This is a genomic window from Sphingosinicella sp. BN140058 (assembly GCF_004135585.1).
Lineage (GTDB): Bacteria > Pseudomonadota > Alphaproteobacteria > Sphingomonadales > Sphingomonadaceae > Allosphingosinicella.
In genome coordinates this window covers 621,182-634,366 of record NZ_CP035501.1, presented here as the reverse complement: position 1 = coordinate 634,366, position 13,185 = coordinate 621,182, and the positions used below count along the sequence as shown (strand labels likewise).

General features: G+C 66.7%; 14 protein-coding genes. 5 read left to right on the top strand and 9 right to left on the bottom strand.

The features are described 5' to 3' along the window. Positions 1-16: 16 nt before the first annotated feature. From ETR14_RS02850 to ETR14_RS02810, 9 genes are all read right to left on the bottom strand, one after another. The gene (locus ETR14_RS02850; RefSeq protein WP_129383271.1) at positions 17-931 is read right to left on the bottom strand and encodes a DUF6683 family protein; all 915 of its coding nucleotides are present in this window, start codon (positions 929-931) and stop codon (positions 17-19) included. A gap of 70 nt (positions 932-1,001) precedes the next feature. Next, positions 1,002-1,640: a hypothetical protein gene (locus tag ETR14_RS02845; RefSeq protein ID WP_129383270.1), complete on the bottom strand. Its 639-nt coding sequence runs from the start codon at positions 1,638-1,640 to the stop codon at positions 1,002-1,004. 155 nt (positions 1,641-1,795) lie between these two features. After that, entirely contained in the window at positions 1,796-2,194 is a 399-nt protein-coding gene (locus ETR14_RS02840; protein WP_129383269.1) for a helix-turn-helix transcriptional regulator, read from the bottom strand. Continuing rightward, the gene (gene sctT / locus ETR14_RS02835; RefSeq protein ID WP_129383268.1) at positions 2,191-3,018 is read right to left on the bottom strand and encodes a type III secretion system export apparatus subunit SctT; all 828 of its coding nucleotides are present in this window, start codon (positions 3,016-3,018) and stop codon (positions 2,191-2,193) included. The genes ETR14_RS02840 and sctT overlap by 4 nt, the downstream gene beginning before the upstream one ends. Then, a complete protein-coding gene (gene sctS, locus ETR14_RS02830) occupies positions 3,015-3,281 on the bottom strand; it encodes a type III secretion system export apparatus subunit SctS (protein WP_129383267.1) in 267 nt (88 codons plus the stop codon). Before sctS ends, sctT begins: the two co-directional genes overlap by 4 nt. Before the next feature lie 12 nt (positions 3,282-3,293). After that, positions 3,294-3,989 (bottom strand): type III secretion system export apparatus subunit SctR, encoded by a 696-nt coding sequence (gene sctR / locus ETR14_RS02825; protein WP_129383266.1) that lies wholly within the window; start codon positions 3,987-3,989, stop codon positions 3,294-3,296. Continuing rightward, positions 3,986-4,936, bottom strand: a complete 951-nt coding sequence (locus tag ETR14_RS02820; protein WP_129383265.1) for a FliM/FliN family flagellar motor switch protein — start codon at positions 4,934-4,936, stop codon at positions 3,986-3,988. The genes sctR and ETR14_RS02820 overlap by 4 nt, the downstream gene beginning before the upstream one ends. Next, positions 4,936-5,253, bottom strand: a complete 318-nt coding sequence (gene fliO, locus ETR14_RS02815; protein ID WP_129383264.1) for a flagellar biosynthetic protein FliO — start codon at positions 5,251-5,253, stop codon at positions 4,936-4,938. The genes ETR14_RS02820 and fliO overlap by 1 nt, the downstream gene beginning before the upstream one ends. Positions 5,254-5,276: 23 nt before the next feature. After that, positions 5,277-6,440 (bottom strand): flagellar biosynthesis protein FlhB, encoded by a 1,164-nt coding sequence (locus ETR14_RS02810; RefSeq protein ID WP_129383263.1) that lies wholly within the window; start codon positions 6,438-6,440, stop codon positions 5,277-5,279. A gap of 551 nt (positions 6,441-6,991) precedes the next feature. Here ETR14_RS02810 and ETR14_RS29030 point away from each other — a divergent pair. From ETR14_RS29030 to ETR14_RS02785, 5 genes are read left to right on the top strand one after another with little or no spacing between them, the layout of a single operon-like run. Beyond that, a complete protein-coding gene (locus ETR14_RS29030) occupies positions 6,992-7,879 on the top strand; it encodes a lytic transglycosylase domain-containing protein (protein ID WP_165356287.1) in 888 nt (295 codons plus the stop codon). Positions 7,880-7,881: 2 nt separating this feature from the next. After that, on the top strand, positions 7,882-9,843 hold the full coding sequence (locus tag ETR14_RS02800) for a flagellar biosynthesis protein FlhA (RefSeq protein ID WP_129383261.1): 1,962 nt from the start codon (positions 7,882-7,884) through the stop codon (positions 9,841-9,843). Between the two features lie 20 nt (positions 9,844-9,863). After that, entirely contained in the window at positions 9,864-11,669 is a 1,806-nt protein-coding gene (gene sctC, locus ETR14_RS02795) for a type III secretion system outer membrane ring subunit SctC (protein ID WP_165356286.1), read from the top strand. Beyond that, the gene (locus tag ETR14_RS02790) at positions 11,666-12,880 is read left to right on the top strand and encodes a hypothetical protein (RefSeq protein ID WP_129383259.1); all 1,215 of its coding nucleotides are present in this window, start codon (positions 11,666-11,668) and stop codon (positions 12,878-12,880) included. The genes sctC and ETR14_RS02790 overlap by 4 nt, the downstream gene beginning before the upstream one ends. After that, positions 12,877-13,185: a hypothetical protein gene (locus ETR14_RS02785; protein WP_129383258.1), complete on the top strand. Its 309-nt coding sequence runs from the start codon at positions 12,877-12,879 to the stop codon at positions 13,183-13,185. The genes ETR14_RS02790 and ETR14_RS02785 overlap by 4 nt, the downstream gene beginning before the upstream one ends.

Here is a 13,185-nt window from a genome sequence, read left to right as displayed (position 1 = left end):
TGTTGAACAGGCGTGATCAGGCGCGGTGGCGGCGGAGCAGCATCCAGCCGCCTGCGCCGAGGCCCGCCGCAGCCGCGGCGAGGCCATAGGGCAGGGGCTTGCCGTCCTCGTCGGGAGCGGTCGTGGCGACCCCGGCCAAGCGGGCTTGCTTGCCCTTTTCCTGGTTTGCCGGCGCCGCATCGGCACCGCCGGCGGGCACGAAGCCATTCTCGGTTAATTGCATCGCCGACAGATCGATGCCCATCTGCTCGGCCCCTTGCGCCACGGCGGAGCCGAGCGCGCGCAATTGCGCCGGATTGTTCTTGTTCTGCTCGACGGCGGTGTCGACCAGACTCATCTGGATGAGCAGAGCCTCGGCGAATTCCTGCTTGGCGGCATCGTCGGCCCCGACGATCTCGGGGGTGGCGCCGATCGCCCGCGCCGCCTGCGCGCTGACCGCCTGGCTCATCGCGCGGCTGGGGCTGTCGTTGTTGCCGCGGGTCGCGTTCCAGGCGCTGATCCACCAGATCGCATAGGCATCGGCGATATTGTCGACCCGCAGCCCGAGCGGCGCGATCGCACCGCCGACTTTGTCTATGAAATCGCCCGAGGCGAACAGGCGCTGCATGTCGGCGGCATTGCCCTGATCGACCGCGCGGGTCTTGGCGACGAAGGCGGCGAGATTGGCGGCGCGGCGCTGCTTGGAGGGCTTGTAGCGGAGCGCCTGAAGGTTGACCGCCGTGGGTGCCGGCCCGGTCGTGCCGACGAAATTGTTGCGCGGTCCCGCCGCACGGGCGCCGCCGTTTCGGCCCTGCATCTGGCCGCGCAGGGTTAGGCCCAGCGTGTCGGTGCCGGTGACCGAGGGAATGATCGTGCTCCAGCCCATATTCTGCGCGGTGGCCGGCGATCCGCAAAGGCCGAGGGCGACGAGGAGAGCAAGTGCACGTTTCATTTCGAACCTCCGGAAACGCAAAGAAGGAGGGCGGACCGGAGTCCGCCCTCCCCCAGGGGGTAAGCGACTGTTATTGCTTGCGGGCCATACCGCTGAGACCTTCGCCGATCGTCTTGATGACGGTGCTGCTGGCGTTCATCAGGTAGGAGAATTCCTGGCCGGCGACCTGCAGATCGGTCGACGCCTTGACCGACTTGTTGCTGCCCTGCTTGTCGAGCGCCTTGGCCATCGAGTCCATGTCCTGGACCTTCTTGTCGAGTGCCTCGGCCATCGAGTCGGCGATCACCTGCAGCCAGCTTGCGCCGGACTTGGAGCCGCGCGACTTGCGGGATTCGGCCATTTCCTTGCCGCTCTTGAAGGCGTCGGCGAGCTTGTCGAACATCTCGCGCTGATCGTTCTGGGCGGCGCGGGTCAGCTCGCCCTGCTGCGACGGCGACAGGTTGAAGTCCTGCGCCAGCTGGGCGACCGCCTCGCCGATATTGGCCGGACCGCCGGTGGTGCCGGTCGCCGCCGAGAAGGCATTCTGGGCGAGGTTGGTGATCGCCGGCGGCAGGCCGAGCTGCTGGCCGAGCTGTCCGATGACTTCCTTGACGATCGCGGCACCAAGCGTGCGGGTCGCGAGCGCTGCCCAGCCGGCGGGGCCGGCGGCCAGCAGGCCGAAGTTGACGGGATTGAGGAACGAACCGGTGATGCCGCCGAGGATGCTCATGTGGTTACCCTTTCACACTCGAATTTCGCGCTCCGTGCGGGGAGCTGGCCGGTTGCGACTTCCGCCGCGACAAGGAGAAATTGCCCGAAACGGGCCGCCCCCGCGCTCCACGATTCGTTTAGATCGCCTAAACGAATCGCTTAGGAGGAGCGGCCTCATTCGAGCGGCAGGAAAAGCAGTCCCGCCAGGCTGTTCAATTCGCGCACGCCGTCGAGATCGAGCTTGCGGATCGCGTTGTTCATGTGGGTCCTGACCGTATTCTCGGTCATGTTGAGCAGGGTGCCGATATCGCCATTGGCACGGCCCCAGCCGAGGAAGCGCAGCACCGCCGCCTCGTTGCGAGTCAGCGTCTGCAGACCGGCGAGGTGAAGGAGGGGCACCCGCCAGCCGGCGACGGTGAACTCGCCGATCAGGATCTCGCGGCCATGAGCGTCGCGCCGGGCTTCGGCCTCGCGCAGCCGCTCGACGAGCTGGGCGAGGTCGTCGGTCCCGGCAGGGCTCTCGCGGCCAGGCTCGGCGCGGGGCGCCGGGCGGGGGGCGTTGCCGCCGATCATCGCGGCTGCGCCGTACGCTGGAGGACTCCGCCGGCAATGCCTTCACGGGAGCCGAGATCGGCGATGATCGCCTGCGCCAGCAGCGGCAAAGTGAGGATGACCACGAAGATCGCTCCCGCCGCCTTGATCGGCATCGACATCGAGAAGACGTTGAACGACTGGGCGAAGCGATTGAGGAAGCCCATGCCGAGATCGATCACGTAGAGCACGGTCAGCACCGGCGCCGCGAACAGAAAGGCGAGGGCGAACAGCCGGCCGAATTCGCCTTCGAAGAATTGCAGCGCGCGCATGTCGAGGGCGAGGCCGCCGGGGCCGAGCGGCCAGAGCAGATAGCTGCCCATCACCGTGCCCACGAGAAGGGTCAGCCCGCCGGCACTGACGAACACCACTTCGGCGAAGCGGCCGAGCAGGATTCCGGTCAGCGAGGTGGTGGTGCCGCTCAGCGGATCGACGAGCTGGCCGATGGTCGCGCCGACCTTGGTGTCGATGAGCTCGCCCGCCGCCGCCAGCGCCCACATCACCGTACCGAAGAACAGGCCGATGATGCCACCCGCGGCCGCTTCCTTGAACAGCATCGTCGCCCAATCCATCGCGGTGAGATTGGCGGGCGCGAAATTCGCCTGGCTGGAGAGCGCGACCAGGCCGAAGGTGACGATGATCGAATTGCGCACCGTCGCCGGCATCACCTCCCGCGAGAAGACCGGCACGAACACGAAGGCGAAGGCAAAGCGGGTCGCCGCCACGCCGACGGTAAGCAATTGATCGAGCCACGGCATTGCAGCGAACAGCGGAATGCCGACGCCGGGAGGGGCTGCCTCGATCATCGGCCGACCCCGGCAAGGCTCATGAAGATGCCGTCGGCATAGGAGTAGAGCGTTCCCGCCATCAGGCTGGCGGTCACGAAGATGCTGACCACGATCGCGAAGAATTTCAGCGTATATTGCAGCGTCTGCTCCTGCAGCTGGGTCGCCGCCTGCAGGACCGCGACGAGCAGCCCGACCACCGACGCCGCGATGATCGGCGGCGCCGACAGCAGCAGCACCAGCCACAGCGCCTGAGTGGTGAGGGTGATGACGTCGTCGGTCAAAGCGGGCGGCCCCTACGCATAGGACAGGACCAGCCCGTGACTGAGCTTCACCCAGCCGTCGACGAGGACGAACAGCAGGATCTTGAACGGAAGCGAAATCGTCACCGGCGACAGCATCATCATGCCCATCGCCAGCAGGATGTTCGAAATGACGAGATCGATCACCAAGAATGGCAGGAAGATCAGGAAGCCGATCTGGAAAGCGAGCTTCAGTTCCTTGACCACGAACGAGGGAATGACGACGACGAAATCGCTTTCCTTGAGATCGCGGACGCTGCCCTGATCGCCCATGCGCTGCTGCGTGCGCAGGAAGAAGGCGCGCTCGCGCGGATCGCTGTGCTTCATCAGGAACTCGCGCAGTGGCTCCTTGGCGCGATCGGCGGTGGCGAAGATGTCGCCGTTGCTCTCGATCGGATTCTCGGCCGAGACCGGCTCCCCCGGCATGGTCGCGGTGGTCGGTGATTCGATCGCGGCCGCCGCCTGCATCTTCTCGAGCGTCGGGTACATGACGAACACCGACAGGATCAGCGCCAGGCCGTTGAGGACGAGGTTGGGCGGCACCTGCTGCAGGCCGAGCGCGTTGCGGACCAGGCTGAGCACGACGACGATCTTGGTGAAGCTGGTCACCATCACGGCAAAGAACGGCGCCAGCGAGATCAGAACGACTGTGATCAGCGCCGAGCCGGGAGTGAATTCGGCAAGGTTCACGCGCGCACCTCCGATTCCCCGGCGGCCGGATCCTGGCCGGCGGCCTCGACCGGAGCCGCGGCGCTATCGTCGATGCCGGACCGTTCCTCGATCAGCACCGCGAAGCGATCGCCGAGCTGGACGAGCTCGCCCCGCGCCAGGGTGCGGCCGGCCACGAGCAATTCGACCGGCATGCCGTCGGTCAACGGCCCCAGCGGAAGCGCGGTACCGGGGCGCAGATCGGCCAAGCTGGCGGCGCTGGTCATGCGATCGGGAAGCCTGATCGTCAGCGGTACGGCAAAGTCGCGGGCAGGCCCCGTGCCCTCATCAGCCATCGTGGTTCCTTGCGTTTGCAGGGTGAAATCTCCCGAGAGAAAATCGAGCAGGCCGGCGACACGTCCGGCTTCGCTCGCCAGAATAGCGGTGGTGCGCGCACTGAGCAGGACGAGATCGCCGGCTTCGAGCGCGCCGGCCTCGGCCATCGGCAGGCGCGGCCCGTCGGCGAGAAGATGAACCAGCACCGGCATCGCGCCGGGTGCGGGCGTCAGCGCATCCGCTTCCGCGCGCCAGCGCGCTGCCGCCGGATGATCGACCGGCAGCGCAATCTCCGCCGCAAGCCCTTCGCCGCGCACCAGCAGGATCACGGCGTCCCCAAGCCCTTCGCGGATCTCGCTGGGTTCCAGGTCAAGGCCGAGACCATGCTCCAGCCGCTCGAGCAGGGGCTCACCGCGGTCGAGCATCCTGACGGCATCGCCGATCCGGGCGTCGTCGAGCGGGCCGCTGTCGCGCAATTGGAAGCAGACATGGTCGGTGCAGCCGAACCAGGCGCCGGGCGCGATCGTGTGGAGGATCTCCGCGTCGAGGCCGCGCGCCGCGATCAGCGCCGCCGCGGCGGCACCGAGCGCGGCCGCGTCCGGATCGATCCGGCGCAGGCTGCCGAGCGCCTCGAAGCGGAGTGCGGTCGCCATCACAGCCGCCTAAGGCTCGGCTCGGCCGGCAGCGGCGTGCCGCCCGGCCAGCGCGCGAGCAGGGTGATCGAACCGGCGGTGACGCCGACCAGCATGGTCTCGCCGCGTGCCTCGATCAGCACCACCCGCTCGCGCTGGCCCAGCGGCATCGAACGCAGGAAGCGGATCGGCTGCGATTCCTCGCCGTTGACGCCAGCGGCGAGCTGCCGGTCCTGAACCTTCTTCAGCAGCCAGATCACGCCCCACGCCATGCCGAGCACCAGCGCAAGCGCGATCACGATCGCGATTATGGACGAAATTACCGCTCCAATTCCCATGTCGGTTCACTGTCTCCGTTGCTTCAATTGGTCGCGGCGGCAGCGGCAGCCGGCAGCGCATCATCGTCCATATCGTGCCACATCGGCGCTTCGCCGCTCTTCGCCTTCGCCGCCCACAGGATCACGGCCGCGATCGCATCGAACATGTCCTCGGGCACGATCTCGCCGATTTCTCCGCGGGCCCACAGACTGCGTGCGGTCGGAATGTTGCGGATGATCGGGACCCCGGCGCGCTCGGCTTCAATACGCATCGCGGCGGCGACGTCGCCCATACCCTTGGCGGCGATCACCGGCACCGGGCAGGTTTCCTGATCGTAATCGAGCGCGATCGCGATGTGGGTCGGATTGACCAGCAGGGCGGCAGAGCCGCGGGTCGCGCCGATCGTGTTCTGGTTCGCCCATTCCTGGTGCATCTCGCGGCGCATCGACTTGACCTGGGGATCGCCCTCATCCTCCTTATGCTCCTGCTTGATGTCGCGGCGGCTCATCTTCATCTTCTTGATGAAGCTGTGCTTGGCGTAGATCCGGTCTGCGACCGCGACGAAAAGGAAGACGGCGACGACCATCGCAAGCATCTGCAGGGTCAGCGAATAGGTCTGGTCGAGCACCGCCATCGCGGCGACCTGGCCGCTATTGTCGATCGGCGAACTGCCGGCGAGCCGCACGACCTGGCCGGCGCCGTTCAAGGCGGTGCGGACGGTGAGATAGATGATCGCGCAGATCAACCCGGCCTTGACCAGGGTCTTGACCAGCTCGAACAGCCCGTCCTTGCCGAACATACGCTTCAGGCCCTCGACCGGATTCATCTTCTCGAGCCCGAACTTCATCTTCTCGACCGTGACCAATGGCCCGACCTGAAGGAATTCAGTGAGCGTGGCGAGCAGCGCCACCGGGACCAAGGTCGCCAAGGTGATCCGAAGAAGCGTGGCGGCCGCGTTCCAGCCGAGATTGGTCGCAGCCTTGTCGAACGGCAGGCTGGTCGCACCTGCAATGGTTTCCGACGCGAGCGTCGCCAGCTGGCTTGCTGCATAGCCGGAGACGGCAAGAAACAGGATCATCCAGGCAAGCGTCAGCAGCCCGGTGCCCAAGTCCTTCGATTTTGCGACATCGCCCTTTTTACGTGCGTCCCGAAGCTTCTTCGGTGTCGGTAGCTCGTTCTTGTCGGCACTGTCGTTGCCTTGGGCCACTCTTTCGCGTCTCCCCTGCACGAGACCGGCGCATGCACAAGAAAAAGGTGCAGCGTTGGCCTCGTCAGCCCGAGCAGGTCATGCGGTCGACTGTCCGTGGGGCGGGACAACCGACCCCCTATTGATCCTGCAAGTTGCAACCCCGGGTCAATCACCTAATTCGGACATTGGGATTGTAGAAGCCAGGCTAAATGCTTGATTTCCCTCTGCCCCGGTTGATTCGACTCAGGATGAACCGTGCGACGGACGCGGCGAAGCGTATCGACATGAGTGTCAGCTGATCCGTAACGAAAAAAAGTTCCCGCGAAATTCGCAATTCATCGCTCCCAGCCAACGGCTTACCGCAGTTAACCATTCGGAAATAAATATGGCTAATGACTTGAAAACGCAACAAAAGCTCGACAAGCTTAAGGCGTTCCCGGACGAGCAGGCCGGAAACAGTGGGGCATCGTGTACAGACAAGGATTGGTCGCAAGGACCAGTAACTTGGGGAGCGATGCAGTATGAAATGCTTGTTTCAAAAGGCGCTCGGGATCGGGGTCCTGGGTGTCGTGGCTTTGGTTCCGGCGGCGCAGGCCAAGGACCGGCCGAAGCCTCCGCCGCCCTGTCCGCTGACCTCCACCTTGCGCGTCGCCGAGGCGGGTTCGCTCGAGGGCATTCAGTCGCTCGCCACCTGCACCAACGTGATCGTCGCCCCCGCGATCCCGGCCGAAGTGCCGCCGGCACCGCAGATCCGCATCGCGCCGCCGGCGGAGCCGCGTGAGCGCAATGCCGCCTCAGTCTTCCTGACCTCGGCCGGCGGCTTCGAGGCGAAAGCGGCTGGAGCCCAAGGGTTCGAAGCAGGTGGCCAGTCGGCCGTTCAGGGCAAGTTCGCTACCAAGACGCTCGCCAGCGGGCCGATGCAGATCGCCGCGATCGCGCCGGCCGCCGACGAGCCGCCGGCGCCGGTGGAACTCGCCGGCCTGTCGGCCGAGCTCCCGGCAATCGAAGCCGAGACCATCCTGGCGATGCGGCCGATGTCCTACACCACGCAATATGACGCGATGATCAGCCGGGTGGCGGCACGGCATCGCATCGATCCGCTGTTGCTCCACGCGGTGATCGATCAGGAATCACGCTATCAGCGTACCGCCACCAGCCATGCCGGCGCCCGCGGGCTGATGCAGCTGATGCCGGGCACGGCGAGCATGCTCAACGTCCGCGGGGCCGCGATCGTCGATGCCGAGGCCAATGTCGACGGCGGCGCCCGGCTGCTGCGCCAGCTGCACGGCCGCTTCAACGATTTCTCGCTGACGCTTGCCGCCTACAATGCGGGCGAAGGCGCGGTTCGCAAATACGGCAATCAGGTGCCGCCCTATCGCGAGACCCAGGATTATGTGCGCAAGGTGATGGCCCGCTACAACAAGCTGGTCGCGGAACAGGCCATCGGGACCCGCTGAACATGGCCCGTGCCTTGTCGCTTCGCCGCATAAGGGCGCTTCCGATCCGCGCCGCGGACATGCTGCTGGTCGGCATCCTGATCGCGGTCGTCATGCTGATGATCGTGCCGATCCCGCCGCTGGCGATGGACGTGCTGATCGCGGTCAACATGACGATCGGGATCCTGCTCCTGCTCAGCAGCCTCTACGTCACCAAGCCGCTCGATTTCTCGACCTTCCCGACCGTGCTGCTGCTGTCGACCCTGTTCCGGCTGGCGATCAGCATCTCGACGACGCGGATGATCCTGACCCACATGGATGCGGGCGACATCGTCCAGCAATTCGGCGAGATGGTCGCCGGCGGCAATCTGGTGGTCGGCCTGGTGGTGTTCCTGATCATCACCATCGTCCAGTTCATCGTCATATCGAAGGGTGCGGAGCGGGTTGCCGAAGTCGCGGCGCGGTTCAGCCTGGACGCGATGCCGGGCAAGCAATTGTCGATCGACAGCGATCTTCGCTCGGGCATCCTGTCCAAGGACGAAGCGCGCGAGAAACGGCGCACGCTCGAGCTGGAGAGCAAGCTGCACGGCAGCCTGGATGGCGCGATGAAGTTCGTGAAGGGCGATGCGATCGCCTCGATCGTGATCGTGCTGGTCAATCTGATCGGCGGCCTCGCGGTCGGTACGCTCTACCATGACATGTCGGCGGGCGAAGCGGCGGCGACCTTCTCGATCCTCACCATCGGTGACGGTCTCGTCGCGCAGGTGCCGGCCCTTTTCTCCGCCATGGCGGCGGGCCTGCTGGTCACCCGCACCACCGACGAGGAGCGCGACCGCGATCTCGGCCCCGCCATCGCCCGGCAGATATCGGGCAAGCCGCACGTGCTGATGATCGCAGGCGGCCTTGCCGTCCTGCTCGGCCTGGTGCCCGGTTTCCCGACCATCGTCTTCTTCGGTCTGGCCGCGCTGCTGTTCGGCGGCGGTGCGCTCAGCCACCCGACCTCGGGCGCCTGGATCCGCGGCAAGTTCGGAATCGAAGCCGCCAGCGACACCGCGATCGTCGGCGAGGCGCTGATCGAGGCACGGGCGCTGCCGACCCTCGATGCGCTGCGGCTGACCGTCGGCCTTCCCGCGGAGAGCGCCGAATTCCAGGCACTGGCGGCGCGGGTGCGGACCGGCGTGGCTGCGCTTCAGGAGCGCAGCGGCGTCGCCATCCCGGATCTCCGGATCGTCGCCGATGCCGACATCGGCGAGCAGCGCTGGGTGCTCGCGGCGCACGACGCGCCGCTCGGCTCCGGCAAGGCCGAAGGGGCCGACCCGGTGGCGACGATCGGCCTCTATGTCGAGCAATTGCTCGGCCGCAACCTCGTCCTGTTCCTCGGCCTGCAGGAGGTCACCGACCAGCTCAACCGGCTCGGCGAGAGCCATCCGGAGGTGGTCAAGGAAGCGGTGCGGGCGGTGCCGACCGGCCGAATCGGCGAAGTGCTGCGGCTGCTCGCCGAGGAGCGCGTGCCGCTGCGCAACTTCCGCGACGCGGTCGAGGCGATCGGCGAAGTGGGCCAATATGAACGCGAGGCGGTCGCCATGGCCGAGCGCGTCCGGGTTGCCATGCGCCGCCACCTGATCGCGCCGCTGTGCGACGAAGGACGGCTGCGGGTGCTGATCGTCGGCACGAACCTGGAAGACATCATTCGCCAGACGCTGACTCCGGTCGACGGACAGATGCGGCTCGCGATCAACCCGCATCAGATGCGCGCGCTCAACACCCTGCTCGCCGAGCAGATCGCCGCCTCCGGCGCGCGCGCGATCCTGACCGCGCAGGATCTGCGCCGGCCGCTGCGGCTGCTGATCGCCGGCGATCTGTTCGAGGTGCCGGTAATCTCGTTCAACGAGCTCAACCCCGCGGTCCCGCTGGACATCGTCGGCGAGCTCAATTCCGCCCCAGAGAGCCTGGCCAGCCAGGCGCAAGACGAGTTTGCTCTATGATCCGATCGTCCTGTTCCCTGATGATACTGGCTTGTGCCGCCGCTTTGTCCGCGCCCGCGGCGGCGGAAGCGCCGCCGTTCGCGAACAAGCCGATCACGCTCACCGCGCGCGATCAGCGCGTCGACGCGGCGATCGTCGACCTGTTCACCCAGGCCGGTTTGCAGGTGAAGGTGAGCTCGGCGATCACCGGCAAGATGAACGGCGTGTTCTCGGGCACGCCGAAGAAGATCTGGTCGCAGCTGTCCAAGGCGTTCAACCTGGTCGCTTATTATGACGGCGCCGTCGTCCGGGTCTATTCGGTGGGCGAGGTCCAGTCGCGCAGCTTTGCCTCGGCCAATCCGGCCGGGGTGGTGCGCGATGCGAAGAAGATGCGGCTGCTGGACGGGCCCAACAAGGTCTCGGCTTCTTCGAACGGAGTGAGCGCAACCGGCGTTCCGGCCTTTCTCGATCGCGTCGCCCAGCTCGCCGGCACGACTCCGACCGAGAGCGGGCCGGCGGTGATCCAGGCCTCCGCCACTCCGGCCAATGCGCCGCTGATCTCGCCATTGCTCGGGCCCAACGCGATGGCGACGGTAACCAGCGCGCCGCTGCGTTCGCGCACGCTGAGCGCCGCCACCGCGCGGTCGCCCTACGAAGTGCGGATCTTCTATCTGCGCTACGCCCGTGCCGACGACACCATCCAGAAGAGCTTCGACCGGACCATCACCATTCCGGGCGTCGCTTCGATCCTGCGCGGCATGATGGGCGATGGACGTCCTTCCAACACGGTCTCGACCAGCGGCGGCAATTTCGACATTCAGCGCCAGTCGCTGCCCCGGCTCGGCGGCCGTGGGCTCAATGCGGTGGCGCCGGACGAAAGCCAGCGCAGCTTCGACCAGCAGGGCAGCCCGGGGCTCGACACCGTCGTCGTGCGCGAAGCGGCGGCACGCGACGTCAACGGCCCCCGGGTCGAGGTCGATCCGGCCAACAATGCGGTGCTGATCCGCGATCGGCCCGAATCGATGACGGTCTACGAGGACATCGTCCGCGCGCTCGACGTCGAGCCGCGCGGCGTGGAGCTCGAAGCGACCATCCTCGAACTCGACACCAGCCGGCTCAAGGAACTCGGCCTCGATTTCGGCTTCCGCACCGGCGGCCTCGGCGCTTTGTTCGGCGGCAATGCGACCAACCCGACCGAGAATTTCTCCGGCGGCAATGCCGTTGCCGGCTATCTGACCGGCTCGCTGGACCTGTTCGCCGTCCGCATCACCGCGCTCGAGAAGAGCGGTGCGCTGCGGGTGATCTCGCGGCCGCGGCTGAGCACGCTCAACAACATCCCGGCCGTGTTCAACAACCAGGTGCAATATTACGTCCGCGTCGCCGGCGACCGCCAGGTCGACCTGTTCCCGGTGACCGCGGGGATGGTGATGCGGGTCAATCCGTCGATCCTGTTCGACGGCGGCGAGCTTCGCACCCGGCTTTCGATCGAGATCCTCGACGGCTCTCCCACCGGCCTGATCGTCGACGGCATTCCGGCGGTGAAGCAGTCCAGCATCAACACCAGCGCCGTCGTCAAGCAGGGCGAGAGCCTGCTGATCGGCGGCATGACGATGGACACCCAATATGATTACAAGTCGAAGGTGCCCGGAGTCGGCGACATCCCCGTCATCGGCCAGGCCTTCCGCAAGCGGCAGAAGGGCAATCAGCATTTTGAGCGGATCTTCCTGATCACGCCGCGGGTGCTGTCGCAGCGCACCCAATTGGCCGGACCGGTGCCGACCAACCCGATCCCGCTCGAGCAGCTGCAGGCGGCCGGCAAGAAGAGCAAGAAGAGGGGGCGGCGATGAACGCGCCGTTCGCGCCCCTGATGGTCGGCACGATGGTGCTGCGCGTGCTCAGCGGACGGCTGAGCGGCGCGGAGCATCGGCTGCATGCCGGCAAGTTCGTGCGCGTCGGCCATGGCTTCGACCATGATATCGTGCTGCGCGATCCCGCGACGCGCGGCCTCTCGCTGGAGCTTCATCTCGGCGACGAGGTCGCCACGATCAGGGTCGTCGCCGGTCAGATCGGCCTGCTCGGCCGCCCGGTTGCGGCGGGCGAGGAGATGACCTTGCCGCCCTACGTGCCGATGATGATCGGCGGCTTTGCCGTCGCGATCGGCGATCCGGCGTCCGAACGCTGGCAGGAGAGTGCGCGGTTGTGCTCGACGCTGGCGCCGGTCGACGCCGCCGCCGGCGAGGTCGCGCGGCAGCAGGCCGCACTCGGTGAGCGGATCGCGACACGGCTCTACCCGATGCGCGGGGCGCTGTCGCTGGAGCGCCGCTGGCCGGCTTACGCTGCCGTGGCGGCCGTTCTGCTGCTGTTGCTGACGCTCGCGGCACCGGCCGGGCAATGGGTGTCGCGCCAGTTGAACGACACCGGCTCGGATCAGGTGGTGCTTGCCGCCGCGGGCTTCGGCGATCTAACCCTCACCGACGGCCCGAACGGGCCGATCATCCGCGGCATCGTCAAGGACGATGCGGCGCTCGCCAATTTGCGCATGATCGTTGCGCAACGTATCGGCGCAGCAACCTTGGACGTCCAGACCATGGAGGGCCTTGCCGCGGCGGCGACCGATCTGCTGCGGGCGCAGGGCGTCGACGGCGAAGCGGTACCCCGCCGCGGCCATGCCCTGCTGGTCAATGCCGAGTTCCTGCCCGCGGATCGGCAGGCGGAGCTCGCCCGGCTGATCAAGCAGGACGTGCCCGGCGTCAGCCGTGTCCACTTCGCGGCCGACCCGGGCCGCGGCGACCGCGACCTGCAATATTTCTTCTCCGGATCGGAATACGGCCTCGCCAGCTTCGTCGACGGCGATCCGGGCTACATCACCACGGCCGATGGCACGCGGTGGTTCGCCGGCGCGCAAGTGCCGACCGGGCACCGCATCGTCACCATCGGCAACGGCCGCGCCACGTTCGAGCGCGACGGCCGGATCGAGGAACTCGTCCTGGGCCCCAGTACGCCGCCAGCCCAGGGCGCCACCGAAGGCGGCCAGACCACCGGAGAGACGCAATCATGACCAACCCGATCACCAGTGCTTCGCTCGGCACGCTCGTGTCGCTCGGCAACATGGGAACGACCGATGCCCGCAGCGGCCGCGGCAACTGGTTCGAAGCGTTCAGCCAAGCCTGGGGCAAGGCACTCGACACCCAGGCGGATGCGATCACCGCGCAGGCCGACGTCGTTTCGCAAGGCGGCGACAAGCCGTCCGACATCACCCAGCTGACCACCGAATCGATGCGGATGACCTTCATGGCGAACAGCTCGCACACGTCGATCGACAGCGTGTCCAAGGCGCTCGAGACGATGGCACGGAAGAACTGA

Coding starts and splice junctions, on each gene's coding strand:
- ETR14_RS02850 (WP_129383271.1), bottom strand. CDS start 931: ATGAAACGTGCACTTGCTCTCCTCGTCGCCCTCGGCCTTTGCGGATCG.
- ETR14_RS02845 (WP_129383270.1), bottom strand. CDS start 1,640: ATGAGCATCCTCGGCGGCATCACCGGTTCGTTCCTCAATCCCGTCAAC.
- ETR14_RS02840 (WP_129383269.1), bottom strand. CDS start 2,194: ATGATCGGCGGCAACGCCCCCCGCCCGGCGCCCCGCGCCGAGCCTGGC.
- sctT (WP_129383268.1), bottom strand. CDS start 3,018: ATGATCGAGGCAGCCCCTCCCGGCGTCGGCATTCCGCTGTTCGCTGCA.
- ETR14_RS02820 (WP_129383265.1), bottom strand. CDS start 4,936: ATGGCGACCGCACTCCGCTTCGAGGCGCTCGGCAGCCTGCGCCGGATC.
- fliO (WP_129383264.1), bottom strand. CDS start 5,253: ATGGGAATTGGAGCGGTAATTTCGTCCATAATCGCGATCGTGATCGCG.
- ETR14_RS02800 (WP_129383261.1), top strand. CDS start 7,882: ATGGCCCGTGCCTTGTCGCTTCGCCGCATAAGGGCGCTTCCGATCCGC.
- sctC (WP_165356286.1), top strand. CDS start 9,864: ATGATACTGGCTTGTGCCGCCGCTTTGTCCGCGCCCGCGGCGGCGGAA.
- ETR14_RS02790 (WP_129383259.1), top strand. CDS start 11,666: ATGAACGCGCCGTTCGCGCCCCTGATGGTCGGCACGATGGTGCTGCGC.
- ETR14_RS02785 (WP_129383258.1), top strand. CDS start 12,877: ATGACCAACCCGATCACCAGTGCTTCGCTCGGCACGCTCGTGTCGCTC.